At 61.0% G+C, this 26,297-nt stretch carries 25 protein-coding genes; 8 read left to right on the forward strand and 17 right to left on the reverse strand.

The features are described 5' to 3' along the window. The first annotated feature begins 32 nt into the window (after nucleotides 1-32). The gene (gene greB / locus NE357_RS20150) at nucleotides 33-530 is read left to right on the forward strand and encodes a transcription elongation factor GreB (RefSeq protein ID WP_003226818.1); all 498 of its coding nucleotides are present in this window, start codon (nucleotides 33-35) and stop codon (nucleotides 528-530) included. A 3-nt stretch (nucleotides 531-533) separates the two neighbouring features. On the opposite strand, the gene NE357_RS20155 is transcribed toward greB, so the two are convergent. From NE357_RS20155 to NE357_RS20165, 3 genes are all read right to left on the reverse strand, one after another. Next, the gene (locus NE357_RS20155) at nucleotides 534-842 is read right to left on the reverse strand and encodes a class I SAM-dependent methyltransferase (RefSeq protein ID WP_169431336.1); all 309 of its coding nucleotides are present in this window, start codon (nucleotides 840-842) and stop codon (nucleotides 534-536) included. A gap of 250 nt (nucleotides 843-1,092) precedes the next feature. Then, complete coding sequence (locus NE357_RS20160; protein ID WP_007950955.1) at nucleotides 1,093-1,527, reverse strand: DoxX family protein; 435 nt, start codon at nucleotides 1,525-1,527, stop codon at nucleotides 1,093-1,095. A gap of 107 nt (nucleotides 1,528-1,634) precedes the next feature. Then, a complete protein-coding gene (locus tag NE357_RS20165) occupies nucleotides 1,635-3,056 on the reverse strand; it encodes an MltF family protein (RefSeq protein WP_169431337.1) in 1,422 nt (473 codons plus the stop codon). A 236-nt stretch (nucleotides 3,057-3,292) separates the two neighbouring features. Here NE357_RS20165 and NE357_RS20170 point away from each other — a divergent pair, with 236 nt between their 5' ends. The 3 genes from NE357_RS20170 to NE357_RS20180 all read left to right on the forward strand — a co-directional run bounded on the left by NE357_RS20170 (nucleotide 3,293) and on the right by NE357_RS20180 (nucleotide 6,197). Continuing rightward, nucleotides 3,293-4,099 (forward strand): TatD family hydrolase, encoded by an 807-nt coding sequence (locus NE357_RS20170; RefSeq protein WP_169431338.1) that lies wholly within the window; start codon nucleotides 3,293-3,295, stop codon nucleotides 4,097-4,099. Nucleotides 4,100-4,205: 106 nt separating this feature from the next. After that, nucleotides 4,206-5,687 carry a methyl-accepting chemotaxis protein gene (locus NE357_RS20175; protein WP_169431339.1) on the forward strand — a complete coding sequence of 494 codons (1,482 nt, stop codon included), beginning with the start codon at nucleotides 4,206-4,208 and terminating at the stop codon, nucleotides 5,685-5,687. Between the two features lie 144 nt (nucleotides 5,688-5,831). After that, on the forward strand, nucleotides 5,832-6,197 hold the full coding sequence (locus tag NE357_RS20180; RefSeq protein WP_169431340.1) for an Mpo1-like protein: 366 nt from the start codon (nucleotides 5,832-5,834) through the stop codon (nucleotides 6,195-6,197). A 1-nt stretch (nucleotide 6,198) separates the two neighbouring features. On the opposite strand, the gene NE357_RS20185 is transcribed toward NE357_RS20180, so the two are convergent. The 3 genes from NE357_RS20185 to NE357_RS20195 all read right to left on the reverse strand — a co-directional run bounded on the left by NE357_RS20185 (nucleotide 6,199) and on the right by NE357_RS20195 (nucleotide 8,291). Beyond that, a complete protein-coding gene (locus tag NE357_RS20185; protein WP_169431341.1) occupies nucleotides 6,199-6,993 on the reverse strand; it encodes an acyl-CoA thioesterase in 795 nt (264 codons plus the stop codon). Between the two features lie 171 nt (nucleotides 6,994-7,164). Then, complete coding sequence (locus NE357_RS20190; protein WP_169431342.1) at nucleotides 7,165-7,935, reverse strand: CHAD domain-containing protein; 771 nt, start codon at nucleotides 7,933-7,935, stop codon at nucleotides 7,165-7,167. Nucleotides 7,936-8,012: 77 nt separating this feature from the next. Then, nucleotides 8,013-8,291 carry a hypothetical protein gene (locus NE357_RS20195; protein ID WP_041069470.1) on the reverse strand — a complete coding sequence of 93 codons (279 nt, stop codon included), beginning with the start codon at nucleotides 8,289-8,291 and terminating at the stop codon, nucleotides 8,013-8,015. 219 nt (nucleotides 8,292-8,510) lie between these two features. Between NE357_RS20195 and NE357_RS20200 the strand changes: the two genes are divergently transcribed. Further along, entirely contained in the window at nucleotides 8,511-9,548 is a 1,038-nt protein-coding gene (locus NE357_RS20200) for a patatin-like phospholipase family protein (protein WP_169431343.1), read from the forward strand. Here NE357_RS20200 and NE357_RS20205 read toward each other — a convergent pair. The 6 genes from NE357_RS20205 to kdpF form a co-directional block, all read right to left on the reverse strand. Further along, nucleotides 9,545-10,243 (reverse strand): response regulator, encoded by a 699-nt coding sequence (locus NE357_RS20205; protein ID WP_169431344.1) that lies wholly within the window; start codon nucleotides 10,241-10,243, stop codon nucleotides 9,545-9,547. The genes NE357_RS20200 and NE357_RS20205 overlap by 4 nt on opposite strands. 48 nt (nucleotides 10,244-10,291) lie before the next feature. Beyond that, nucleotides 10,292-12,943 (reverse strand): sensor histidine kinase, encoded by a 2,652-nt coding sequence (locus NE357_RS20210; RefSeq protein ID WP_169431345.1) that lies wholly within the window; start codon nucleotides 12,941-12,943, stop codon nucleotides 10,292-10,294. A gap of 28 nt (nucleotides 12,944-12,971) precedes the next feature. Beyond that, complete coding sequence (gene kdpC, locus NE357_RS20215; protein ID WP_169431346.1) at nucleotides 12,972-13,517, reverse strand: potassium-transporting ATPase subunit KdpC; 546 nt, start codon at nucleotides 13,515-13,517, stop codon at nucleotides 12,972-12,974. Between the two features lie 234 nt (nucleotides 13,518-13,751). Continuing rightward, on the reverse strand, nucleotides 13,752-15,809 hold the full coding sequence (gene kdpB / locus NE357_RS20220) for a potassium-transporting ATPase subunit KdpB (protein ID WP_169431347.1): 2,058 nt from the start codon (nucleotides 15,807-15,809) through the stop codon (nucleotides 13,752-13,754). Nucleotides 15,810-15,819: 10 nt separating this feature from the next. After that, nucleotides 15,820-17,514, reverse strand: coding sequence for a potassium-transporting ATPase subunit KdpA (gene kdpA, locus NE357_RS20225; RefSeq protein ID WP_169431348.1), 1,695 nt, complete (start codon nucleotides 17,512-17,514; stop codon nucleotides 15,820-15,822). Between the two features lie 8 nt (nucleotides 17,515-17,522). Beyond that, nucleotides 17,523-17,612, reverse strand: a complete 90-nt coding sequence (gene kdpF, locus NE357_RS20230; RefSeq protein WP_007899818.1) for a K(+)-transporting ATPase subunit F — start codon at nucleotides 17,610-17,612, stop codon at nucleotides 17,523-17,525. A gap of 430 nt (nucleotides 17,613-18,042) precedes the next feature. On the opposite strand from kdpF, the gene eat reads away from it, so the two are divergent. Both eat and NE357_RS20240 read left to right on the forward strand, forming a co-directional pair. Next, nucleotides 18,043-19,407 (forward strand): ethanolamine permease, encoded by a 1,365-nt coding sequence (eat, locus tag NE357_RS20235; RefSeq protein ID WP_169431349.1) that lies wholly within the window; start codon nucleotides 18,043-18,045, stop codon nucleotides 19,405-19,407. A gap of 118 nt (nucleotides 19,408-19,525) precedes the next feature. Beyond that, nucleotides 19,526-19,693, forward strand: a complete 168-nt coding sequence (locus tag NE357_RS20240) for a DUF2897 family protein (protein WP_065257130.1) — start codon at nucleotides 19,526-19,528, stop codon at nucleotides 19,691-19,693. A 45-nt stretch (nucleotides 19,694-19,738) separates the two neighbouring features. Here NE357_RS20240 and NE357_RS20245 read toward each other — a convergent pair whose 3' ends face one another. Continuing rightward, nucleotides 19,739-20,590 (reverse strand): urea carboxylase-associated family protein, encoded by an 852-nt coding sequence (locus tag NE357_RS20245; protein ID WP_169431350.1) that lies wholly within the window; start codon nucleotides 20,588-20,590, stop codon nucleotides 19,739-19,741. A 175-nt stretch (nucleotides 20,591-20,765) separates the two neighbouring features. On the opposite strand from NE357_RS20245, the gene NE357_RS20250 reads away from it, so the two are divergent. After that, nucleotides 20,766-21,323, forward strand: coding sequence for a TetR/AcrR family transcriptional regulator (locus NE357_RS20250; protein WP_169431351.1), 558 nt, complete (start codon nucleotides 20,766-20,768; stop codon nucleotides 21,321-21,323). Here NE357_RS20250 and fabF read toward each other — a convergent pair. The 4 genes from fabF to NE357_RS20270 form a co-directional block, all read right to left on the reverse strand. Beyond that, nucleotides 21,320-22,594, reverse strand: coding sequence for a beta-ketoacyl-ACP synthase II (gene fabF / locus NE357_RS20255; RefSeq protein ID WP_169431352.1), 1,275 nt, complete (start codon nucleotides 22,592-22,594; stop codon nucleotides 21,320-21,322). The genes NE357_RS20250 and fabF overlap by 4 nt on opposite strands. 32 nt (nucleotides 22,595-22,626) lie before the next feature. Then, the gene (locus NE357_RS20260) at nucleotides 22,627-23,421 is read right to left on the reverse strand and encodes an SDR family NAD(P)-dependent oxidoreductase (protein WP_169431353.1); all 795 of its coding nucleotides are present in this window, start codon (nucleotides 23,419-23,421) and stop codon (nucleotides 22,627-22,629) included. Between the two features lie 217 nt (nucleotides 23,422-23,638). Next, a complete protein-coding gene (locus NE357_RS20265; protein ID WP_169431354.1) occupies nucleotides 23,639-23,977 on the reverse strand; it encodes a ComEA family DNA-binding protein in 339 nt (112 codons plus the stop codon). A 112-nt stretch (nucleotides 23,978-24,089) separates the two neighbouring features. After that, on the reverse strand, nucleotides 24,090-26,084 hold the full coding sequence (locus NE357_RS20270; protein ID WP_169431355.1) for a polysaccharide biosynthesis protein: 1,995 nt from the start codon (nucleotides 26,082-26,084) through the stop codon (nucleotides 24,090-24,092). Between the last annotated feature and the right edge of the window lie 213 nt (nucleotides 26,085-26,297).

Genomic DNA, 26,297 nt, shown 5'->3' on the forward strand with positions numbered 1-26,297 from the left:
GACTCCAGCCCTCAATACCACAAGAAGTAGCCATGAGCCGTTATCGCCCTCCCCGCACTGCCGGCACCGCGCTGATCACCCCCGAAGGTGAAGCGCGGATGCGCGCCGAATTCCATGAGTTGTGGCACGTACGCCGTCCGCAGGTGACGCAATCGGTCAGCGAAGCCGCGGCTCAGGGCGATCGGTCGGAAAATGCCGAGTACACCTACGGCAAAAAGATGCTGCGCGAGATCGACAGCCGCGTGCGCTTTCTCACCAAGCGACTGGAGGCGTTGAAAGTCGTCAGCGAAAAACCGAGCGATCCGAACAAAGTCTACTTCGGCGCCTGGGTGACCATCGAGGATGAGGACGGCAAACAGTCGCGCTACCGCATCGTCGGCCCGGACGAACTGGACCTGAAACTGGGCCTGATCAGCATCGACTCACCGCTGGCCCGCGCCCTGATCGGCAAGGCGCTGGACGCCGAAGTACGGGTCCAGACGCCAACCGGCGAGCAATTCGTTTACATCGTGGCAATCGACTATCCCTGACGCTCAACGCCGTGCAATCAGACCCTGGCGGGCAACGCGGGTCAGTTGACGGATCATTTCCGGAGCGTCTTCAGCGCTGGGCGACTGGATCACTGCGAGGTCGAAACTGTCATTGGCAAAACGCGCCAGCGACTCGCCGTCTTCGACAAACTGGATCAGGAATGCGGCAGGACCGCCGCTGCGACGTGGCCAGCCATCGAGATAACGCAACAGCGTCGGCTGATGTTTACCGCCAAGCAGGATTTTTGGGTTGCGCTGAGTGACATGTGCCGTGATTGGCGCGGGGCGTGCTGGAGGGCGAAGTGCATTCATCGTGTCGTGTCTCTGCCTCAAAAGTCTGCATGGCAGGTGAGAGGCAACACCGAACCAGCGCTTTAGCGGTATTTCGAAGCCCTGTTCCGGCTTCTGACGGCAACTGAAGAATAGTCACCTGGCGCCCCGCAAGTAGCTGTTTAAATCGGCGCATGAGCGGCATCCTAGAGAACGTGACCGGCCAGTGTCAAGAATCAGCCACAACAAAAAAGGCCCGCACAATGCGGGCCTTTTGCTTGAGCCAGAGCGGTCAGCCGGCGATGGCGCGATCCACCGAAAGCTTGCCGGCACCTTCGATCAGCACCGCAAGGCTGCCACCGAGCAGGGCCAGGGCGAACTCATAACCGTTGTTGGCCATGAACAGACCGTTGCTGATGTGCACGGTGAAGATGGCCACCAGCGACAGGAAGGTCAGACCCAGTGCCGCCGGCCGTACCAGCAGACCGATGATCAGCGCCAGACCAGCGAAAAACTCAGTGCCGCCTGCCAGGGTCGCCATCAGATAACCAGGCGTCAGACCGATGCTTTCCATGTATTGCGCGGTGCCGGCCAGGCCGTAGCCACCGAACAGACCGAAGAGTTTCTGCGAGCCGTGGGCGGCGAAGATCACGCCGACAGCAATGCGCAGAATGGTCAGACCGTAGCCGGCGCGGGTGAACAGGACTTTGTTGATCAGAGAGCTCATGTTGCGTTTCCTTGTTGTCAGAAGGGCTTGTTGGTTGGTCGCCATATTAATCAGTTAAATTTATGTTAAAAGCGCAAATATTCCGCCATAACAATCAATTTATTAGATCATTTGCGTGAGACAACTTTCTGTCCCCCGGGCTCCAACGACTCCCGCTCCCGGTCGAACGCCAAGTAATACTTGTTCACACTATTAACATAGCTGACGGCGCCCATCCCGACCTGCTCCATGGCAATGCGCTCGACCTGGAAGAACCACTGATTAGGGTTCAGACCACGACGCCGGGCCTCGGCGCGCATGCCCTGCACGCGCTCCGGGCCGATGTTGTAGGCGGCCAGGGTAAACGCCATGCGCTCGCGCTCATTGAGCTTCGGACTGTTGAAGAACTTGCGGCGGATCATCGCCAGATACTTGGCCCCGGCCTGCACATTCGCATCGAGATTCTGGATGTTATTGACGCCGACCCGCTGCGCGGCGGACGGCGTGATCTGCATCAGCCCGGTAGGCCCGCCACCGCTGCGCGCAGCGGGTTGCAACGCCGATTCCTTGAACGCCAGCGCGGCCAGATTGAGCCAGTCCATGTTCTGCGCTTCGGCATGCTTTTGCAGGGTTGGACGCAGTTTTTCCAGACGCTGGCGGTCAGCCTTGGCCAATGGATAGTGGACTTGATAGAGGCGACGGTAGATCCGCAGAAACGCTGCGTCTTCGTTCGACGGCGTCTTGTAGCCGGTCAGGAAACGGTCGATGCTCGCTCGCAGCATCGAAGCATCTCGCCGCACGAACCAGTACTCCTCGCCCGGCTCGCTGATCATCAACTGCCGGTCAACACGCAACTTCGGCAGGATCTTGCCCCAGCGCTCGGCAATCGGTTGCTCGACGATGGTCAGGTGGAAGATGCCGCCCTGGACCATCTCCAGCACGTCCTCGACGGCCAGCGTAGGATCGACCCATTCGATCTTGATTGGCGCCAGTTTGTGCAGCGCCAGTTTCTGGTTGAGTTGACTGACCGCCTCCCCCGCCGCACTGCCGGTGGGCAGTGCCAGGGTTTTGCCGGCCAGCTGCTCGACTTTGGTGTAGCGCTTCTCGCCCTTGATGCCGACCAGCACCAGCGGCACATTACTGGCGATCGGTTCGCTGCTGGCGACCGCATGGCCCGGTTGCAGATCGAGCAATTCGCCCGGCGCCACCAGATCGCCCTCGCCACGCTGTAGCGCGCCGAGCAATTGATCCTTGGCTTTGGGAATGATCTTGAGGGTGATTTCCTGACCGTCGCGGGCATGGCCATTGAGGTACTGCTCGAAGGCGCGCAAACGGTGATATTCGACGCCAATGGTCTGGCCCTGGACTTCGCCGGAGCTGTTGCGGCTCTGATTGACGAGCACCCGCAACACACGGCTGCTGCGGATCTCGGTCAGGTCGCGAACCTTGGCAGCCGGCACGGCTTGCAGCGGCCCGGGCAAGCGCGCAACCGCCGTCATCGGCAGCAGCAGCGAACCACACAGCAGGAGCAAAACCGAGGGACGAACCATCCACTCTCCGGAAAGAATACGGGGCGTTTTCACCGCTGAACGGTCGCAAAACACCGACGAAAACAGAGCGCCAGGAGCGCTGATAAAGTGCGAGAGACTGGCACAGTGATGGCAATTCTGCCAACCCGTGTTGCCTCGCGGCCTCAACAGACAGTCATAAGCCGTTGTAGTTCTTGGCTTTTCTGATAAATCTACAGCTCTGATATGCTTTCCGGCCTTCGGCCCGAGGTAGCACCATGCAACTCATCGATATCGGCGTCAACCTGACCAACCCCAGTTTCGCCGACAAACATCAGGTCGTGCTCGATCGCGCCTACGCTGCCGGGGTCTGCCAACTGGTGCTGACCGGCACCAGCATCGAGGGAAGCGAACAGGCGCTGGAGTTGTGCCAGCAACTGGATGCGGACGGCCAGCGACTGTTCGCCACCGCCGGCATTCACCCGCATTCGGCCAGTGACTGGAACGCCGACAGCGCACGGCGTCTGCGCAGTCTGCTGAAGGAATCGAACGTGGTGGCGGTGGGCGAATGCGGGCTGGATTTCAACCGTGATTTCTCGCCACGACCGCAACAGGAAAAAGTCCTCGAAGAACATCTGGCCCTGGCCGTGGAGCTGCAACTGCCGGTGTTCCTCCATGAGCGCGACGCGAGCCCGCGTCTGCTGGAGATTCTCCGTGACTTTCGCGACCAGTTGCCGGCCGCCGTAGTGCATTGTTTCACCGGCGAGCAGAAAGCGTTGTTCAGTTACCTCGACCTGGATCTGCACATCGGCATCACCGGCTGGATCTGCGACGAGCGTCGCGGCACCCATTTGCATCCGTTGGTGAAGGAGATCAAACGCGGGCGTCTGATGCTGGAAAGCGATGCACCGTATCTGCTGCCGCGCACACTACGACCGAAGCCGAAGAACGGACGAAACGAGCCGGCCTATTTAACCGAAGTGTTGCGTGAAGTGGCGCTGCATCGAGGTGAGACCGAGGAAGATCTGGCGAGCCACACCACCGGTTGCGCCCGGGCGTTCTACGGTTTGCCTGCCCTGCCCTGAGCCGGGAACTCATTACTTGTTGATGCACATCAAGATCCGGGCACCTGCGTAGCGGCACAATAATGGCACCTTGCCAAAACTGTTTCCGCTATCAGAGAAGACCTCCATGGGTGCCTGGCTTAGCAATATCTCGCTGAAATACAAATTCTGGGCGGTCAACGCGGTCGCCTTCGTCACCACCTTGCTGTTAGTGCTGTACGCGGTGCAGCTCGAACAGCAGGCACGCAGCCACGCCGCACAGGCGTCGGCACAGGCGCAAGCGCAATTGCTCAAAGCCTGGCCCGCAGGTCAGGCCCTGCCCAAGAGTGATCAGGTGCTGACGTTCAAACGCGGTGAAGCGCCTCGCCTCAACGATCAACCGCTGCTGGAAATCACCGACAGCAACGGCTGGATCGACATCAGTCACTTGCCGTTTTTCGGCGAAAACCCGCTGCTCGGCGCCGAGGTATTCAGCCGTGCCGATGGCCAGCAGGTCGCCGTGATCGCCTACGCCCCCAGCCTCAGTCAAGTGTTCAGCGAACGGTTCGCCAACTACGCGGTAGCGGTGTTCATCCTGATGCTGGCGATGCTCGGTGCCTCGCAGTTGCTGATCCGCTTCTTGCTCAGCCAGCTCAACACGCTCAAGGACGTAATGCTGCACGTCGAAAAAACCGGCGATCTTTCCGCCCGGGTGCCACTGGCCTGCAAAGACGAAGTCGGGCAGATGGCCAATGCCTTCAACGCGATGCAGGCCGGCTACCAGCGCGTGGTCACTACCGTGGCCAACACTGCACGACAACTGGACGTCGGCGCGGCACGGCTGGCATCGAGCATGAACGAGGTGCGTCACGGCATGCTTGGCCAGCAAAGTGAAACCGATCAGGCCGCCACGGCGATCAACGAAATGACCGCCACCGTCTACCACATCGCCCAGCACGCTGGTGCCACTCGCGATCTGTCGCAGACTGCCGACGGCCTGGCCGGCAGCGGCCAACAAGTGGTCACCCGCGTCCAGCATTCGATCGCCGGCCTGTCCAGCGGCGTACAGCAGACTGCCGAGATGATCCAGCGCCTGGCCGAAGACAGCCAGAAGATCAACGGCGTGGTCAGCGTGATCCACAGCATCGCCGAGCAGACCAATCTGCTGGCCCTCAATGCAGCCATCGAAGCAGCGCGCGCCGGGGAAATGGGCCGCGGGTTCGCGGTGGTCGCCGATGAAGTGCGCAACCTCGCCAAACGCGTGCAGACGTCCACCGACGAAATCACCACCATGGTGTCGGCGCTGCAGGCCGGGACCCGCGATGCGGTGGACTTCATGCAGGAGAGTTCGTACAAGGCTGACGATTGCGTGCAGCAGGCCCAGGAGGCCGGTGAAGCGCTGGCAGAAATCACCGGCGCGGTGGCGCAGATGCGCGAGAGCAACACGCAGATTGCGGTGGCGGCAGAACAGCAGAGTCAGGTTGCCGAAGAGATGAACCGCGCGGTGGTGAGCATTCGCGACGTGACCGAGAACACCGTGCAGCAGACGGTGGACTCAGCGACCACCAGCAATGAGCTGGCGACGCTGGCCGGCGAACTCAACAAGGCAATTGGTCAGCTTAAACTTTGAGGGACTGCTGGCGATGGCGTCAGGCCGGGAACATCGAATCCGGCGATGACGCCTATCGCGGCAATAGCCAACCTTGATTCGCCGCCCTCCCTGCCCGGGCCTATTCTTCAACCATGAACCAAACATGGAATGAGGAGCAGCAACATGGGCAAACGTCACCCCAACCTTCCCGCCTGGCAATGGCGCGCCTACCCGAATAATCACCAGCATCCGACCAATCTGGTGCTGCATCTGATTGCCGTACCGCTGTTCATCGTTGCGTTTCTGGTGATCGTCTCGGGGGTGTTCAGCCTGAGCCTGGCGAGCGTGGCCATCGGCGTGATCGGGATTGTCGCAGCGCTGGGTCTGCAGCGTCACGGCCACCGTCTGGAGGCGCAAGCCTCCGAGCCGTTCAGTGATCGCATGGACGCCGTTTCGCGTCTGCTGGTCGAGCAGTTTCTGACCTTCCCGCGCTTTCTGCTCAGCGGCGGCTGGTATCGTGCCTGGCGTGAACGCCACCGCCGTCATTGAGTCAGGCGAAGATCGTCACCGTCTGCCGGCTCATGGCGATCAGTTCGCCCTCGGCGCTCCACAGTTTGGCGGCAACATGACCATAACCGTCGGCGGCGTACTCGATGTCCGCCAGATATTGGCACCAATCCAGCGTGCTCAGCGCCCGTAACGGCTGAACGAATTCGATGGTCCAGGTCAGCGTGCTGCCCGGCGCCGGCTTCTTCAGATACGGCAACAGCGCAGGCGGCCAGGCATCGACCAGCGCCAGCAGATGCGCTTCGTTGACCGGTTCCTCTTTCACATCCCCACGCAAGCGCACCCAGCCGCCCATCAACCGTGATTGAATGCCGGTGAATGGCATGCCGCCGACACTCCAGCGCATCGCCAGATGACGCATGAATTCCGGGGTCACACCTTTGATGTACGGCAGCTCCTGGCAGTCGTCCCAGTGTTTCATCTCCGGCGCCGGGTATGCTTCAACGGCCACTTCCGACGGACGTGAAGCACCGAAGCTGCCTTGCACCATCGTCACCACCTGACCGTTCTGTACGGCGCGCCCCAGCACCTGAATCACCGCTTTGCCTTCGCGCAGGATTTGCACCTCAAAGCTCACCGGCACTTCGGGCTCGACCGGACCGACGAAGGTGATTGCCAGCGAACGCACCGGACGCTCCGACGGCACCCGCGCTCGCATCAATTCGTATTGCAACGCCGCCACCAGCCCGCCGAAGCTGGCGCGCCCCTGGCCCCACTCGGCCGGAATGACGACCTCCGGTTGACGACGGACTGCATCGATCAGATCGCAAAAGCGCATGGGAACCTCGGACACGAAAAAGGGAATGACCGGATCTTAACCAGCGCGGCAGAGCGGCGCAGCGTCCATTCCGGTCAAACAGGCTGACAGATAGGCCTTGCGCCGGTTTAAGACACAATAAAAAACCTGTGGAAGTCAGACTGCTGGCTTCTACAGGTTTTGAAGTGCGTTTCAGGACTTTTTAAAACAAGTCGTGCTGAGTTTTTCCAGCACCCGGTCAGCCTTGATTTCGGCCTCGACCATGGTCGCCTGCCAGGTGGCGACGCAGGGTTGCAGATCCGCTTCCTGTTCGGCCTTCGCCAGCCATTGCCAGCAATCGTGCCAGTCACCCAGTGCGCCTTGTGCGGACTTCAGACGTGGCAACGCGACCTTCGGCAGACGATCAAGCTCGGGGTAGGCTTCGATCCCGTAGCGCACCCGTTTGATCAACAGGCGCAGACGATGACGATCGTGTGCCGGATCGTGCAGCGCCACGTCGAGGTTCTTCCATTGCTTGCCCAGACGCTTTTCGATGCGCTTGTCCAGGTCATCGAGCAAGCCCTGACGCTGGGACGCGCGCAGGAAACGTGGAAACGCATCGAGGATCATCAGCAGCGAGGCCACCTGCGCACTGGCCGCCAATGCCGGATAGGCCTCGGCCATCTGCGCCATGCGCCGCTGCGCGGCCTCAGGCTGGCCATGTTCGGTCAGCCAGGCCGCCAGCACCTCGCGGTCACGCCACGGCGTGGTCAGTTGCCCCACCGCGGCCGCCGCGTCTTCCAGTTGCTCGACGCCAGGCAAGCCACGCAGCGGCCTCAGCAGACTGCGCAAGCGACGCACCGTGGTCCGCAGATCGTGCAGCGCCTCCGGGTCGGTACGTGCGGTCAGACGTGCCTGACAGGCCAGCAGCCTGACCTCCAGGCTCAGGACATGAGCCACCAACCGGTCAACCAACGCAGACATCGCTTGCTCCTGACTTCAATCCCATTGCATGAGGGTGCACCGGTGTGGCTGATCCGCCGTTGCGCTAAGTCAGCAGCTTAGCGTCCGGCGCGGGATTCGCGAATGTAGAAACGCGCTTTCTCGGCTTTTTTGCTGCAACCCTCGAAGCCTTCGAATTGCTGCTGGGTCTTGGCCGCCGTCAGCAACGACAGGGCCTTGGAGTAGCTCACCGTACCGGCAAAACCCTCGGCCTTGGCCAGATCCAGCTCATGCCACGCCGCATCGAGCTGGCTGCCGCAGCTGTCGCGGTAGGCGGTCTTGCCGGCGCAACCGGCCAATGCCAGGGCAATCAAGGGCACACAGATCCAGGCTTTCATCACTTACACCTCAAAGATAGGTCAACAGTCGTGCAATTAAGACGTTGGGGCGGTGAAAAAGTGCCTTGTGCCCCATGAATCCAACGCACGGCAAAAGATAACGCCAGCGGGTCAAGAAGTATCGAAAAAACGACGCCAGTGCCGCCCCGAACGACCCCGGCGATTGTAGCCCGGCCCTCGATGGGTGCATTGTGGAAACCTGTCGGGGGAGGAAGTCTGATGAAAAAGCGTGTCGCACTGGTACTGGGTTCCGGTGGCGCCCGGGGCTATGCCCATATCGGGGTCATCGAAGAGCTCGAACGGCGGGGTTACGACATTGCCTGCATCGCCGGTTGTTCGATGGGCGCAGTGGTCGGCGGAATCTACGCCGCAGGGAAGCTGGACGAGTACCGACGCTGGATCGAAAGCCTGGATTACCTCGATGTGTTGCGACTGGTGGACGTGAGTTTTCGCCTCGGGGCGATCCGTGGCGAAAAGGTCTTTGGCCAGATCCGCAAGATCGTCGGCGAAATCAATATCGAAGAGCTGCGCATCCCTTACACGGCGGTCGCCGCCGACCTTACCAACCAGCAGGAAATCTGGTTTCAGGAAGGCTGCCTGCACCAGGCGATGCGCGCCTCGGCCGCGATTCCCAGCCTGTTCACGCCAGTGATGCAGGGCAACCGGATGCTGGTGGACGGCGGCATTCTCAATCCGTTGCCGATCGTGCCGGTGGTGTCGAGCCACTGCGATCTGATCATCGCGGTCAATCTCAACTCGACCAACCAGCGCCATTACAAATTGCCGGTGATCCAGCGCCCCGCCGCGTTCCGTACGCGCTTTGACAGCCTGATCAGTTCACTGGGCTCGAAGATGCCGTTCCGCCGCAAACAGGCCGAGCAACTTCTGTTATTGGAACAGGAAGCGCTGCGCGCCGAAGCCGCAGACATCAATCCGTGGGTCGAAGGCGCCGAGCCGCAAGCCCAGCAACCGGCCGCCGCCCCTGAACACGATGGCGCGCCGAAATCCGCCACCGGTTCGTTCATCATCGATAATGTCGGGCCGGCGTCATTGCTCGACCTGATCAACCAGAGTTTCGAGGTGATGCAGACCTCGCTGGCCCAGTACAAGATCGCCGGGTATCCGCCGGACATCCTGATCAACGTGCCGAAACGCGTCTGCCGGTTCTTCGAGTTCTACAAGGCGCCGGAGCTGATCGCGCTGGGTCGCGAGATTGCCCGGGATACGCTGGATCGCTACGAGAGCGAACAGAACTAAAGGCTGCTCTCGCTCAACAAGCGATAACCGACGCCCGCCTCGGTCACGATAAACCGGGGCCGGGTCGGATCGTCCGCCAGTTTCTGTCGCAGATGGCCGACCACGATCCGCAGGTAGTGGCTGTCCTCGGTGTGAGTCGGGCCCCAGATGTCCTTGAGCAATTGCTGCTGGGTGATCACCCGCCCCGGATGCCGCGCCAGTTGCGCCAGCACAGCGTATTCCTTGCGGGTCAGGGCCACTTCGACGCCGTCGAGCAGCACTCGGCGATAGGCGAGATCCACCGTCAGCGGGCCGAAGGCCAGCGCCGCTTGTTGCGCCTCTCCGACCGGGGCCTGGCGCAACAATGCACGGACCCGAGCGAGAAACTCCTGAATGCCAAACGGTTTGGTCACGTAGTCATTGGCGCCGCCATCCAGCGCCTGGACTTTCTGTCCTTCGCTGGCGCGCACCGACAGGACCAGCACCGGCGCCGTGGCCCACTCGCGAAACTCGCGCAGCACTTGCTGGCCATCCATGTCCGGCAGGCCGAGGTCGAGCACCAGCAGATCGGGTTTGTTCAGCGCCGCCTGGGCCAGGCCCTCGGCTCCGGTGCCGGCCTCCAGCACTTTGTAGCCTTGTGAGGCGAGGCTGATACGCAGGAACTTGCGGATCTGCGGTTCATCGTCGATAACCAAAATGGTCGCGGTCTGGCTCATGGGTTCACATCAATACAAAAGATTGGCAAGAGAGTAGCGCAGGCGGATTCAGGCTTCACCGTCCATCCCCGGTTGCGTCTGCAAGGGCAGGTGCAGAGTGATGCAGGTGCCGCGTCCGTCGATGCCGTCACCGACACTGATCCGCCCGCCATGGGCGCCGACCATGCCCTGACAGATTGCCAGCCCCAGGCCCGTGCCCTGACCACCACGATCACCCCGGGCAGCGGTGTAGAACATGTCGAAAATCTTCGCCCGCTCATCGACCGGAATCCCCGGCCCTTCATCGCTCACCGAGAAAAACACTTCGCTGTCATCCGCTCCGGCACGCAATTGCAGACGGCCATGGGACGGCGAAAACCGCGCGGCGTTTTCCAGCACGTTCACCAGCGCCTGCTCGATCAACGCGGCATGCACGTACAACAGCGGCAACTCGGCCGGCACATCGGTGCTGACTTGCAACGACGACAGCACGGCGCGCAGACGATTGAGCGCACTGCCGACGATGTCCGCCGGCGATACCCAGTCCCGCGCCAGTTTCAGGGCGCCGTGGCCGAGTCGGGTCATGTCCAGCAGGTTCTGGATGTAACGGTCCAGACGCTCGGCCTCATCGCGAGTGCCTTCGAGCAATTCACGACGATCCTCCAGCGGGATCGCTTCGCCGAGTGCCAGCAGGCTGTCGATGCTGCCGCGCATCGAGGTCAGCGGCGTGCGCAGATCGTGAGACACCGAGGCCAGCAAGGCGCTGCGCAGTTGCTCGGTTTCGCCATGCAGACGCGCGGCCTCCAGGTCATCGGCCAGTTGCGCACGGGCCAGTGCCTGCGCCAGCGGCTGGCTCAGCGCGGTCAGCAAGCGACGACGCTGGCCGCTCAATGTCTGACCTTCTTTGGCACACACCCCAAGCAGTGCCAGCGGCCCGTCTTCCACCGACAGCGGCCACCACCACCAGCGCCCGAATGGCAACGTGCCGGTACCCATGCCCGCCGGTTGGTCGTGTTGCCAGGCCCAGTCGGCAGCGGCGCGTTCGGATTCAGTGAACTGCAACGGCCCGCCGGTTTCGACTTTCCAGCCGCCCTGCCCATCACGATTGAGCAGGCACAATTGCAGATCGCTCCAGCCATTGAGGTGCTGCGCGGCGGCACTGACCACGGCCTGACGGTCGGTGGCTGCAGTGAGTTTGCGCGACAGGTCGAGCAACTCGGTGGTCTCTTCCTGGGTATCGCGCAACGCCTGCAATTGCCGCCGCTGACGCGCCGCCAGATTGCCGGTGAGCGCTGCCATCAACAGGAAGAACAGCAAAGTCAGTACGTCTTCTTCACGCTGGATGGCGAAGGAAAAATTCGGCGGGATGAACAGAAAGTCGTAAGTCAGGAACGACAGCGCCGCACAGGCCAGCGCAGGTCCCAGGCTGCTGCGCACCGCCACCAGCAACACCGCCGCGAGGAACACCAGCGAAATGTTCGGCAGCGGCAATACGCTGGACACCGCCCACGCCAGCGCACTGGCCAACACCGTGGCCACCAGCGCCAGTGCATAGTCGAACCACACCAGCGTTGGCGCCGTCCGCAGGCGCGGTGGATGCTGTTCGTGATCGCTGTCCAGCACGTTGATTTCCAGTCCGTGGGACTGACGCAGCAAACGCGCCGCCAGACCACCACCGAACAGGCGCCGTCGCAGACTCGGGCGCGACTGGCCGACCAGCACCAGACTGGCCCGGCGCTCGGTGGCATGCTGGATCAGGGTCTTCGCCACCTCTCCGGCCCGCAACAGCACCACTTCCCCGCCAAGCCGTTCGGCCAGTTGCTGGGCGCTTTGCAGGCGCAGCCGCGATTGCTCATCGCGCACACTGCCGTTGTCGACGTGCACCAGGCTCCACGGCAAATGCCGACGCTGGGCGACACGGCTGGCGTGACGCACCAGACGTTCGGCATCGGCATTGCCATCGACGCCGACCAGCAAGCGTCCGCGTACTGCCGGCGCAGCTTGACCGAGCTTGCGGTAGCCCTGTGCCAGATCGTTGTCGACCTGCGCCGCCGCAGTCTGCATCGCCAGTTCCCGCAACGCGGTGAGATTGGTCTGGGTGAAAAACGCATCGATCGCGGCCCGGGCCTGCTCCGGCACGTAGACCTTGCCTTCGCGCAAGCGCTCGAGCAATTCCCGGGGCGGCAGGTCGATCAGCAGCAGTTCGTAGGCTTCCTGCAGCACCCAGTCCGGCAGGGTTTCGCGCACCTGCACACCGGTGATGCCGCGCACCTGATCGTTGAGACTTTCCAGGTGCTGGACGTTGACCGTGGTGTAGACGTCGATGCCGGCGGCGAGCAGTTCCTGAATATCCTGCCAGCGTTTGGCATGGCGACTGCCGGGGGCGTTGCTGTGGGCGAGTTCATCCACCAGCACAAGCTTCGGTTTGGCGGCGAGAAGGCCGTCGAGGTCCATTTCTTCGAGCGTCACGCCACGGTATTCCGATCGCACCAGCGGCAGTTGCGGCAAGCCGCCGAGCAGCGCTTCGGTTTCGGCGCGGCCGTGGGTTTCGACCACGCCTGCAATGACTTTCACGCCCTGACGCAGTTGGCTGTGAGCTGCCTGCAACATCGCGTAGGTCTTGCCCACGCCCGGCGCCGCGCCAAGAAAAACCTTGAGCCGGCCGCGTCCGTCGCGGGGCAGTTCTGCTAACAGCGCGTCGGCGCGGCCGGAGTCACTCATGCTTGAAGATCTCTTCCTGAAGGATTCATTACAGCTTTTCCAGCGCCATGTTCAACGCCAGCACATTTACCACCGGCGGGCCCACCAGTGGCTGTTCGATATGCGCGTCGAGCAACTGCTGCAAGGTCGCCACCGGCACATTACGCGCTGCCGCGACACGCGCCAGTTGATAGGCAATCGCGGCCGGTGGCAAGTGCGGATCGAGACCGCTGCCGGACGTAGTCAGCAGCGCCAGCGGCACGGGCCCTTGCCCGGGCACCAGCAGCTTGTTGGCGTCATCGATCACTCGAGTGGCCAGCGCCGGATTGCTCGGCGCCAGGTTGCTCGCGCTGCTCGAAACGGTGGCAAAGGCACCGGCTGAAGGACGTGGATGGAACCAGGCATCGCCGACAAAATCCTGCGCGATCAGCGACGAGCCGCGCACCTTGCCTTCGGCATCGCGCACCAAGCTGCCGTTGGCCTGCTCGGGAAAGGCGACCTGTGCGACGCCGGTGACGACCAGTGGATAGGCAACGCCGGTGACCAGGGTCATCAACACCAGCAGGCTCAGGGCCGGACGTAACATTGTGGACATTTCAAAATCCTCGAATTCATTGGGCTTACAGACTTGGGGTGTCAGGGACATCTTTCCCCTCACCCCAGCCCTCTCCCGGAGGGAGAGGGAGCCGATCTCTATGCTTTTCAAAACCGGAGTCCGACTCGATATCTCAGGTCGATGTATCTCCAGAAAACACCTCGGTCAGTCCCCTCTCCCTCCGGGCGGTCCGACGTTTCGGGAGGGTTAGGGTGAGGGGCTGCGATATCAGCCTCACACCAGATGCAACGCCGTCAGCAACATGTCGATTGCCTTGATCCCCACAAACGGCACCAGAATCCCGCCCAGGCCATAGATCAGCAGATTGCGACGCAGCAACGCCGCCGCACTCGCGGCCTGCACCCGCACGCCGCGCAGGGCCAGCGGGATCAGCACGACGATGATCAAGGCGTTGAAGACGATGGCCGACAGGATCGCGCTCTGCGGACTGCTCAAGTGCATGATGTTCAGCACGCCCAGCTGCGGGTAGATCGCGGCGAACAGTGCCGGCAGGATCGCGAAGTACTTGGCCACGTCGTTGGCGATGGAAAAGGTCGTCAGCGCGCCACGAGTCACCAGCAATTCCTTGCCGATCTGCACCACATCCAGCAGCTTGGTCGGGTCGCTGTCGAGGTCGACCATGTTGGCCGCTTCACGCGCTGCCTGAGTGCCGTCGTTCATTGCCATGCCGACGTCAGCCTGAGCCAGCGCCGGAGCATCGTTGGCACCGTCACCGCACATGGCGACCAGGCGACCGTCGTTCTGCTCGTGACGGATGCGCGCCAGTTTTTTCTCCGGTGTGGCTTCGGCCAGCACATCGTCGACGCCTGCTTCAGCGGCAATCGCGGCAGCGGTCAGCGGGTTGTCGCCGGTGACCATCACGGTGCGAATCCCCAGTTTGCGCAGCTCGGCGAAACGCTCGCGGATGCCCGGCTTGACCACGTCCTTCAGGTGGATCACACCGAGCAGTTTGCCGTCGGCGCAGACCAGCAATGGCGTACCACCGCTCTGGGCGATCTTGTCGATTTCCCGGGAGAGCGCCGGGGCCAGATCCTTGCGTTGTTGACCGAGAAACGCCAGCAACGAATCCACCGCGCCCTTGCGGAACACACGGCCCTGATAGTCGACACCGGACAAGCGGGTTTCGGCGCTGAACGGCACGGCGATCAGGGTTTCCGGCGAAGGTTCCGGCTGCGGATTGGAACCGCGCAGGTACTCGACGATGGACTTGCCTTCGGCAGTTTCATCGGCCAGCGAAGCGAACAGCGCACCTTCGGCCAGTTCACGGGCGTTCACACCGGGCGCCGCATACACGGCGCTGCAACGACGGTTACCGAAAGTGATGGTGCCGGTCTTATCCAGCAGCAACACATGCACGTCACCCGCCGCTTCCACCGCACGACCGGACTTGGCAATCACGTTCAGGCGCACCAGACGATCCATCCCGGCGATACCAATGGCCGACAGCAGACCGCCGATGGTGGTCGGAATCAGCGTGACCAATAACGCCACCAGGAACACCAGCGGCAGGCTGCCGTTAGCGAAGTGGGCGAACGGCTGCAGCGTCACGACCACCAGCAGAAAGATCAGGGTCAGACCGATCAGCAGAATATCCAGCGCCACTTCGTTCGGGGTCTTCTGGCGTTTGGCGCCTTCGACCAGCGCGATCATGCGGTCAAGAGTCGATTCACCGGGGTTGGCGGTGATTTTCACCAGCAGCCAGTCGGACACCAGTCGCGTGTTACCGGTAACGGCGGAACGGTCGCCGCCGGATTCACGGATTACCGGAGCGGACTCACCGGTAATTGCCGCTTCGTTAACGGCCGCGATGCCTTCGATGACTTCGCCGTCGCCAGGGATCATTTCCCCGGCTTCGACCCGCACCACGTCACCCTTGCGCAGGCTGGCGGCGGGCACCACCTGAAAGCTGCCGTTGGCCAGTTTACGTCGGGCGCTGAGGCCTTCGCTGCCGGCCTTGAGGCTGTCGGCGCGGGCCTTGCCGCGACCTTCGGCCAGCGCCTCGGCAAAGTTGGCGAACAGCACGGTGAACCACAGCCACAGCGCGATTTGCGCCGCGACGAAGGTCGGCACGATGTTGTCCGGAATGAAGCACAGCACGGTGGTGAAAATCGCGGTCAGTTCGACCACCAGCATTACCGGTGAGCGCACCAGCTGACGAGGGTCAAGCTTGACGAACGCTTGCACCAGCGCCGGGCGCCACAGAGCGCTGATCGTGGTTTTCGCGTGTTCCGGCGCCTTGGCGACGACGGGTTTGATTGCGGGCATATTCATCATCAGCTCCTTAGAAACCCATGCTCAAATGTTCGGCGATCGGGCCGAGCGCCAGGGTTGGCAAGAAGGTCAGGCCGCCTACCAGCAAAATGGTCACGGTCAACAGGGTCACGAACAGCGGGCCGTGGGTCGGGAAGCTGTTCTGGCCGATCGGTGCGGTTTTCTTCATCGCCAGGCTGCCGGCCAGGGCCAGTACCGGGAGGATGTAACCGAAGCGACCGATCAACATGCCCAGGCCGAGCATCAGGTTGTGGAACGGGGTGTTGGCACTCAGGCCACCAAACGCCGAACCGTTGTTGGCACTGGCCGAGGTGTAGGCGTACAGCAACTGGCTGAAACCATGGGGACCGGGGTTGCTGATGGTCGCCGCCGGGCCTGGCAAGGCAGCGGCAATCGCGCCCAGCACCAGCACGCCGACCGGCATCACCAGCAGGGTCACGACCAGCAGTTGCACTTCGCGGGCCTGGAGTTTCTTGCCGAGGTATTCCGGGGTACGGCCGATCATCAGGCCGGCGAGGAACACCGCAATCAGCACGTTCAGCAACATGCCGTAGAGCCCGGCACCGACGCCGCCGAAGATCACTTCGCCGACCATCATGTTGACCAGCGCCACCATGCCGCTGAGCGGGTTGAGGCTGTCATGCATGCCGTTGACCGAACCGTTCGATGCAGCGGTGGTGGTCACCGACCACAGCACCGTGGCGGTGGTGCCAAAACGAGATTCCTTGCCTTCCAGCGGCGCGGTCTGTTCGACAGCGACATTGTTCAGCGCAGGGTTCGGCTGATACTCGGCCCACATCGAGGTAGCGCCGCCGATCAGGAACAGCGCCAGCATGCAGCCGATGATGGCGCGGCTCTGACGCAGGTCCTTCACGTAGTGCCCAAAGGTGAACACCAGCGCCACCGGGATCAGGATGATCGACGACACTTCGAACAGATTGCTCCACGCGGTTGGGTTCTCGAACGGATGCGCCGAGTTGACCCCGAAGAAGCCGCCGCCGTTGGTGCCCAGTTGCTTGATCGCAATCTGGCTGGCCGCAGGACCGAGCGGAATCACCTGGTCGACGCCTTGCAGGGTCACCGCATTCACATATTGCGCGAAGGTCTGCGGCACGCCCTGCCACACCAGGTACAGCGCCAGCAGCAGGCACAGCGGCAGCAGACCGTAAAGGGTGGCACGGGTCATGTCGGCCCAGAAGTTGCCCAAGGTCTTGGTGGATTTGCGACCGATACCACGGCACAACGCGACCAGCACGGCGAGGCCGGTGGCGGCGCTGACGAAGTTCTGCACGGTCAGGCCGACCATCTGGCTCAGGTAACTGAGGGTCGCTTCACCGCTGTAGGACTGCCAGTTGGTGTTGGTCATGAAACTGACCGCAGTGTTGAACGCTTGCGTCCATTCCTGGCCCGGCAGGTTTTGCGGGTTCAGCGGCAGGTGGTCCTGGAACAACAGGATCGCGAACAGCAACAGGAAACCTGCGAGGTTGAACGCCAACAGCGCCAGCGTGTACTTCTGCCAGCTCTGTTCGTCCTGCGGATTGACCCCCGCGAGGCGGTAACAGCCGCGCTCGACCGGGCCGAGAATAGGCGTCAGCCAGGTGCGCTGACCTTCCATCACCTTGTAGTAGAAGCGCCCGAGGAACGGCGCGGGCAGCAACACCAACGCGAAAAACGCGAGGATCTGCCAATAGTCATAACTGTGCATAGCCGCTCCTAGTTCCGGTCCGCGCGCAACAGCGCAACCAACAGATAAATGAACAGCCCCACTGCCAGCAGCAGGGACACCCCGTCCAGAACGCTCATGGAAGATCTCCGTGTTACGGCGTATTGCCGCGTGTGGAGGCATTGTCGGAAAAGTGGCTGTAAAGGAACGAGGCCGAGGGTGCGGGCGGGGCATAAAGAAAGCGTAAAGAGTGGGTTTACGCGGGCGTTACAGCAGAGTTTCGCGTTGCCTGGGCGGGCCTCTTCGTCGGATCGCCGCCCGGACCAAGCCCGCTCCCGCAGGGGGATGCGTTGTTTGGACGAGCGCATTTCAAAATGTGGAAGCGGGCTTGCCCGCGAAGACGGCAGCACAGACAACATCGCACCCGACTGGCGCACAACTTTGTGGGCATTGCGTCGCGAACATCCCCGATACGACGCATTTCAGCCCATTACGACTCGCCAATACAAAATGGCACGCCCACTGCACACGCCCTCCCCGGGCTTTCCAAACCGTTCAGGGAGCAAACGCATGAACACACAACTCAAACCCACGCTGGGCACGTTGCACCTGTGGGGCATCGCGGTGGGGCTGGTGATTTCCGGGGAGTATTTCGGCTGGAGTTACGGCTGGGGCGTCGCGGGAACCCTGGGCTTTCTGGTGACCTCATTCATGGTCGCAACCATGTACACCTGCTTCATTTTCAGCTTTACCGAACTGACCACGGCGATCCCGCACGCGGGCGGGCCGTTTGCCTACAGTCGTCGGGCGTTCGGTGAAAAAGGCGGATTGATCGCAGGACTGGCAACACTGATCGAGTTTGTCTTTGCCCCGCCGGCGATTGCGCTGGCGATTGGCGCCTATCTGAACGTGCAGTTTCCTGCCCTCGATCCGAAACACGCAGCAGTCGGTGCGTACATCGTCTTCATGGGGCTGAACATCCTCGGCGTGAAACTGGCGGCGACCTTCGAATTGATCGTCTGCGTGCTGGCCGTCGCCGAGCTGTTGGTGTTCATGGGGGTGGTCGCCCCGGCCTTCAGTTTCAGCAACTTCGCGCTCAATGGCTGGGCCGGCGCGGACGTATTTGGCGCACCGGCGATTGCCGGGATGTTCGCGGCGATTCCGTTTGCGATCTGGTTCTTCCTCGCCATCGAAGGCGCGGCCATGGCGGCCGAAGAGGCCAAGGATCCGAAACGCACGATTCCCAAGGCTTACATCAGCGGCATCCTGACCCTGGTGCTGCTGGCGATGGGCGTGATGTTCTTCGCGGGAGGCGTCGGCGACTGGCGTACCCTGTCGAACATCAACGATCCGTTGCCACAGGCAATGAAAGCGGTGGTCGGCGACAATTCCGGCTGGTTGCACATGCTGGTGTGGATCGGTCTTTTCGGTCTGGTGGCGAGTTTTCACGGGATCATTCTCGGCTACTCGCGCCAATTCTTCGCCCTCGCCCGCGCCGGTTACCTGCCCGCCTCGCTGGCGAAGCTGTCGCGCTTCCAGACCCCGCACCGGGCGATCATCGCCGGCGGCATCATCGGCATTGCCGCCATTTACAGCGACGGACTGATCAATCTCGGCGGCATGACGCTCACGGCCGCAATGATCACCATGGCCGTGTTCGGCGCCATCGTGATGTACATCATGAGCATGCTCAGTCTGTTCAAGCTGCGCAAAAGCGAGCCGAATCTGGAGCGGACTTTCCGCGCGCCGTGCTACCCATTGGTCCCGTTCATTGCGCTGGTGCTGGCGATCGTCTGCCTGGTGGCGATGGCCTGGTTCAATGCGCTGATCGGCCTGATTTTCCTGGGTTTCATGGCTGTCGGCTTCGGCTACTTTTTGCTCACCGGACAATTGCGCGCGAATGCTCCGGCGGACGCCATGCTGACCGGGCTTTAACCGCCCCGGGCATAAGCGGCCTAGAATGGAACCACTGCGATTTCCCATCGCTCAAACGTGGTAAGCAGCATCGCCGGCGAAATCCTCGCCCGGCGACCTGCCATTAAGGAGAGCCGCTATGCCCTGGTATGCCTGGTTGATTCTGGTCGTTGCAATCGGCTCGATCGTGGGGGGTCTGATGATGCTGCGCGACACCGCCAACAAGGTCGAACTGACCGAAGAACAACGTCAACGCGTTGCCGAGCGCAATGCCGAAGCGGACATCAAGGACGCTCAGGATCGTTGAACGAAAAACCCCGCCTGAATCGGCGGGGTTTGTTTTTGACGGCGGTTATTTTTCCCACTCGGCCTTGGCGATGTGCAAACCATGCAGGCCTTTGTACGCGGCGCGTTCCGGCGAACTCCAGCCTTCGAGTAGCGATTCGTCCAGCCGATAGATTTCCACCCCCAGCGGACGGCACACACTCAGCGGATCCTGCGCATCCGGCCCCCACATCGCCAACGACAGATCACCGCCGGGGCACGTCGACAACGCACACAGCAAGTCGATTTCCGCGAAGAATTCCAGATAATCGCCCTTCTGCGCCGGGCAGGCCTTCATGAAATACAAGTCATCGTGATTCAGGCCCGTGCACTGAAAGATATTCAGCACGTCGTGCACGTCGAATTCGGTCAGACCATGGGGCAGCACAGCGCGGGTCAGGTTGGAATGGCAATGATGATGAAAGTCTTCGCCGGTGAGCATCTTGTTCACATAGGGATCACAGCGCGTACCGAGCAAATCATGCAGGCGACCGCCGTGCTCGTCGATGCCGTAACCGGCCAGGCTGTCATCAGTGATGGTGATCAGCGGCCGCAGAAAAGGCAAGTTCGACCAGAGGCGATCATGTGTGCTGACATGGGCGCCCTGAAGTTGCCGGGTCCGGGCCGCCCACATCCGCTCGCGTGGATCGTGGGCATTCCACACATTGAAGTCGCCCACCTGCGGCCCCACCGGTGTGGTGACACGAAACACATGTCCCGCCGGAACATGCCAGGCGCGACCGGTGCGGATCGGCACTTCGAATTGCTCGATCAGGGTTCGCGCGCCCTTTTCGTCGCGAATCCGCTCGTAGAACGGTGCATTGACCTGCAAGGCCGAGCCTTTACTGACTTGATAGGCGGCCGGATAGTCTTTGTACATGGTTCTCCTGCTCCTTGGGTGATGGCAACTTTGTGAGCTGCAACCACTATCCGTGCCAACCGACATCCGCTGACAGGATCATCTTGGATTCACACGCAGGCTTTTTAGAAGTAGAAGTACAGTCACCATTCAATTTTCATTGGTTAAGATGGTGGTCACGTTGCGGAGAGTTTAAATGCGTTACTCGCAAGATCATAAAGCCCAGACCCATCAGCGCATCATCAAGGAGGCGTCCGAGCGGTTTCGCAAGGACGGCATTGGTGCGACCGGCCTGCAGCCCTTGATGAAGGCACTGGGACTGACCCACGGCGGCTTTTATTCGCATTTCAAATCCAAGGACGACCTGGTCGAAAAAGCCCTGCAAGCTGCCGGCGATCAGGTGGCAGGCCTGTGCGAAGAACTGTTCGCCCAGGAAAAACCGCTGGAAGCCTTCGTCGATACGTACCTCTCCGAATGGCATCAGACCTCTCCACATGAAGGCTGCCCGCTGTTGACCATCTCTTCGGAACTGGGATTGCGCGGCCAGCCGAGTCCGACCAGCGATCTCGTGCTCAAGGCTCGCCTGGATCAGATCCAGAACACCCTCGAAGGCGAAAACGCGGCCGAGCGCAGTATCGTCATCATGGCGACACTGGCCGGCGCGCTCCTGCTCTCACGCAGCGTCGCGGATGCCGGGTTGGCGCAGCAGATCCTCGACGTCACCCGCGAACACCTCAAGCGTTCCGAAGACTAATCCTGCCAACGCTTGAACAGCACACTGGCATTGACCCCACCGAATCCGAACCCGTTGGACAGCGCGTACTCGATCGGCATCGACCGCGCCGGACCGTGGACAATGTCCACGCCTTCGCTGGCCGGATCGGGATTGTCCAGATTGAGAGTGGGCGGAACGACCTGATCGCGGATCGCCAACAGCGTGAAGATCGCTTCAAGACCGCCGGCAGCGCCCAACAAATGCCCGGTGGCGGATTTGGTCGAGGTCACGGCGATCTTGTTCTGCCTCCCGAACACCGACTTGATGGCCGCCAGTTCGCCAAGATCACCTACCGGCGTCGAGGTTGCGTGCGCATTGAGATGCTGCACCTGATCCGGCGCGATACCCGCCTGAGCCAGCGCCAGCGTCATGGCTCGCCGGGCACCGCTGCCGTCTTCCGGCCCGGCAGTCAGGTGATAAGCGTCGGCGCTGGTGCCGTAGCCGACCAGTTCGACCAACGGTTGTGCACCGCGCGCCAGCGCATGCTCCAAAGATTCGATCACCAGCAGCCCGGCGCCCTCGCCCATCACAAACCCGTCCCTGCCACTGTCAAACGGCCGCGAAGCGCGTTCGGGCGTGTCGTTGTAGCCGCTGGATAAAGCACGCGCTGCCGCAAAACCGGCAAGGCTGACGCGGTCGATGCAGGCTTCCGCACCGCCGCACAACGCGATGTCGGCCTCGCCGGCGCGAATCAGCCGAGCGGCGTCACCGATCGCCTGCACGCCGGCCGCACACGCGGTGACTGGCGCACCAAGCGGTCCCTTGAGCCCGTGCTGGATCGAGACATTACCCGCCGCGAGATTGACCAGAAACGATGGGATGGTGAAGGGCGACAAGCGACGCGGACCACGGCTGTCGGTGGTGCGCACGGCATCGGCGATTGCACCGAACCCACCGACACCCGAGCCGATAATGGTCGCAGTGCGCTCCTGAGCGTGAGAATCGGACGGATGCCAACCGGCCTGCTCAAGCGCCTGACGGGCAGCCTCCATGGCGAACAGAATGAAACGATCCATTTTCTTCTGCTCCTTCGGCGGCGTCGCCCGATCCGGATCGAAACCGGCTTCGGCATCCTCTTCCATCGTCGGCACTACACCGCCGACCCGCGTCGGCAGATCGGCAATGACCGCTTCCGGCAGGTTTCGCAATCCCGAACGCCCGGCCAACAAACGCTGCCAGACGACTTCGACAACGCTGCCCAAGGGCGACACCAGGCCCATACCCGTGACAACTATTCGACGCTGATCCATATCGGGTTGACCTCTCACGACTCAGAAGTTTTTTATTTGTATCGGCTGGCCGCCGAACTGTGGGACAGGTTGGGAGCCATCACGTGACGCGCAGCCACGAAGGCTTGCCATTCCCCGGCGTCGGGCAGCGAAGGAATCGTGACGAGCTCGCCCTGATCCAGACCGGACAGCGCTGCATCGACCATCTCACCCGCCTCCATGACCATTTCCGCCGGAATACCACTGGCGTCAAAGCCTGAACGCTCCCAGATCTCGGTACGGGTCACTCCAGGCAACACCGCTTGCACCTTGACCCCGGTGCCTTCCAGTTCCGTATTGAGCGACTGAGTGAGACTCAAAACATAAGCCTTGCTGGCACTGTAGGTCGCATTGAAACGTTCCGGGAACAAGGCGACGACCGACGCGATATTGATGATCGTGCCGCGCCCGGCCTTGGTGAACGCGGCTGCGGCTGCCGAGGCCAGCCGGGTAAGGGTCGTGACGTTCAGTTGAATCAGGTTTTCCAGTTGGTCCGGGTCGGCATTGGCCAGCAATCCGTTCACTGCAACCCCGGCATTGTTGACCAACAGATTGATGCTGGAGTCGCTGCGCAGGCGTTGCTCGAGTTTGAGCACTTCAGCCTTTTGCGTGAGATCGGCCTTCAGCACGTCGACCCGGACACCATGAGCGTCCCGCAACTTGCTGGCCGCCGCTTCCAGGCGCTCCTGATCTCGGGCGACCAGCAACAGATCAAAACCACGCGCAGCCAATCGTTCCGCATACACGGCACCGATGCCGGAGGACGCACCGGTGACAAGCGCGGTGCCCTGGGATTTCGAGGAATTCATGGCAATACTCCTGAAGCAAATGGGAAGGGTCGCATCTGAAGGCGAGCCTGTGCCTCAGTGTCGACGAATATATTATAGGCATAATCTCAAGCTTATATGATAGCCATAATTTTCTACCGCCCGACAGGAGGGCTACGACCATCCACCGCACTTCATCTTTCGGGCGAGAATGAAAAGGGCCGGTCAATGACCGGCCCCTTGGCGTCTAACAATCAGCTTAGTTCACTTCCAGCTTGTCGCGATTGCGATCCAGGATCGCTTTGCCGATGCCCTTCACTTCCAGCAATTCTTCTACCGAGGCAAATGGCCCATTAGCATCACGGTAGGCAACAATCGCCTTGGCTTTCGCTTCCCCTACACCGGATAACTGCTTTTGCAAGGTAGCGGCATCGGCGCCGTTGAGATCGACCTTTTCAGTCGACGCCAACCTGTCGGTCACTTCCGCGACCACTGTCGTCTTCTCCGTTTGAGAGACGGCAAGAGGGGCAGCAACAGTGGCTATTGAGGCGCTGGCAAGCAGTGCAAAAAACAGAGAGTAGAAAAAACCGTTACGCATAAATGACGCTCCATGACATCGATTGAGAGAGCAGCTTTTCCCAAGCTGCCTCCCAAACTTAGGTCATGTCTGGCGAGAGTCAAAAGTGTGTCTATTACAGGATATGAAACAATCAGGGTTCAAGCCTGCGCTGCTGATAAATCCAGTCGACGATCTCGCCGTCAGGTGCGTAGCCGCTCACGGTTTCGCGCAGTAATTGACGAACCCGGGAATAATCATCGCGATCAAGGGCTGCAAGCAATTCAGTCAATCGTGACTTCAATAGGTCCCACGGCAAATGATCTTCATTGGCGGTCATGATCATCGGATGCGGCGTGGCAGCTACGTTGTCGCCTATCAAAAGCTCTTCATAGAGTTTTTCACCAGGGCGCAGTCCAGTGAATTCAATCGAAATGTCACCCTGCGGATTGCGCTCGGAGCGAATGCTCAGACCGGAGAGATGAATCATTTTCTCGGCGAGTTCGACGATTCTGACCGGCTCCCCCATATCGAGTACGAATACATCGCCACCTTGTCCCATCGACCCCGCCTGAATGACGAGTTGTGCGGCCTCAGGGATGGTCATGAAATAGCGGGTTATTTTCGGATGAGTGACAGTCAGCGGACCGCCCGATTTGATCTGGCTGTGAAACAGTGGAATCACTGAGCCGGAGGAGCCCAGCACATTGCCGAAACGCACCATGGTAAAGCGGGTTTTATTGACCCGGGATACGTTGGCGTTGTCTCCGAACAATACCGGCGCGGTCTCGCGGCTCAAAGCCTGCAGCGTCAGTTCCGCAAGACGCTTTGTACTGCCCATGATGTTGGTGGGGCGCACCGCCTTGTCAGTGGAAATGAGCACAAAATTCGAGACACCGGACTGAAGTGCAGCCTGTGCCGTGTTGAGTGTGCCGATCACATTGTTGAGCACACCCTCCGCGATATTGTGCTCAACCATTGGCACATGCTTGTAGGCTGCCGCGTGATAGACGGTGTCCACCTTCCAGGTTTTCATCACATCGAGCAGCTTGTCCTCGTTACGGATGGAGCCGAGGATCGGCAACAGGCGAACGGGTGTCGACTCCCTGCAACCACGATGTTCGAGTTCCGAGAGAATGCTGTACAGGTTGAACTCGCTGTGTTCGTAGAGCACCAGGGTCGTCGGACCCAGGGTGAAAATCTGCCGGCACAGTTCGGCACCGATAGAGCCACCAGCTCCCGTGACCATCACAACCTTGCCATTGATGCAACGCGCCAGCAGATCCGGCTGAGCCGGTACCGAGTCCCTGCCCAGCAAGTCGGCAATATCGACTTCCTGAATGTCTTCGACCTTGACCCGGCCACTGGCCAGATCCGTGAAGTTCGGGACACTGCGCACGTGAAGAGGAAAACCTTCCAGCAGATTGAGAATCTCCCGACGCCGGGCTCGGGTCGAAGACGGCAATGCCAGGAGCATTTCCTGAGCGCCGGTCACGTCGATCATCTGTTGAATGTTTCTGGGCTTGTAAACCTGGAGCCCTGAAATCGAGCGATCCGAGATGTCGGGATCATCGTCAATGAAGGCCACCGGACGCATGACCCGACCCATTCGAAGGGCAGCGACAAGTTGATTGCCAGCAACACCCGCCCCGTAAACCGCTACCTTGATCAATCCATCATCACGACTGGTGAACGGCACATGTTGAGCGGCGGTGAACCAGTCCCCCATGAAAAACTGACGCATGCAAAGTCGCAAGCCGCCAATGATCATCATGCTTAACCACCAGTAGTTGAAGATGATCGAGCGCGGAACCACGGATTCGTGATTGCTGTACCAGTAAACGACCACCGCCAGAATCAGCGAGGACAGACTGACTGCCTTGACGATGGCAATCAGCGCGTCATTGCCGAAGTAACGCATGACCGCTCGATACATGCCGAAGCGTATGAACAGCGGAATGGCGATAACGGGAGCGCAGGCGAAGAGCCAGATGTGTGCCTTGAACGGGTTATACATATCATCGATACCCAGACGCACGATGAACGACAACCACAGGGCGACCCATACCAGAACAATGTCGGTAGCCACCTGAAGCAAACGTTTCTGTTTGCGAGGCAAACCCAACAGAACAGTACGCACTTTATCCATTCACTCGTTCGAGCACTTGGCTCCCTCCTTCGACAGTCGACGACCCGCATTGTAACCTCAATGCAGGAGGCACTATCTGAATATTGACCGGCTACAGCCCGTGAATTGGTACGGCATTTCGACATCAGCATTTCGAACGGTTCAAGCGCTTTACAGTCGACAAAAAGCGGATTTGATCCCCCAAAAGCGAGCCCGTGAATTGTACTGTCGGCA

The organism is Pseudomonas sp. G7(2022) (assembly GCF_052660475.1).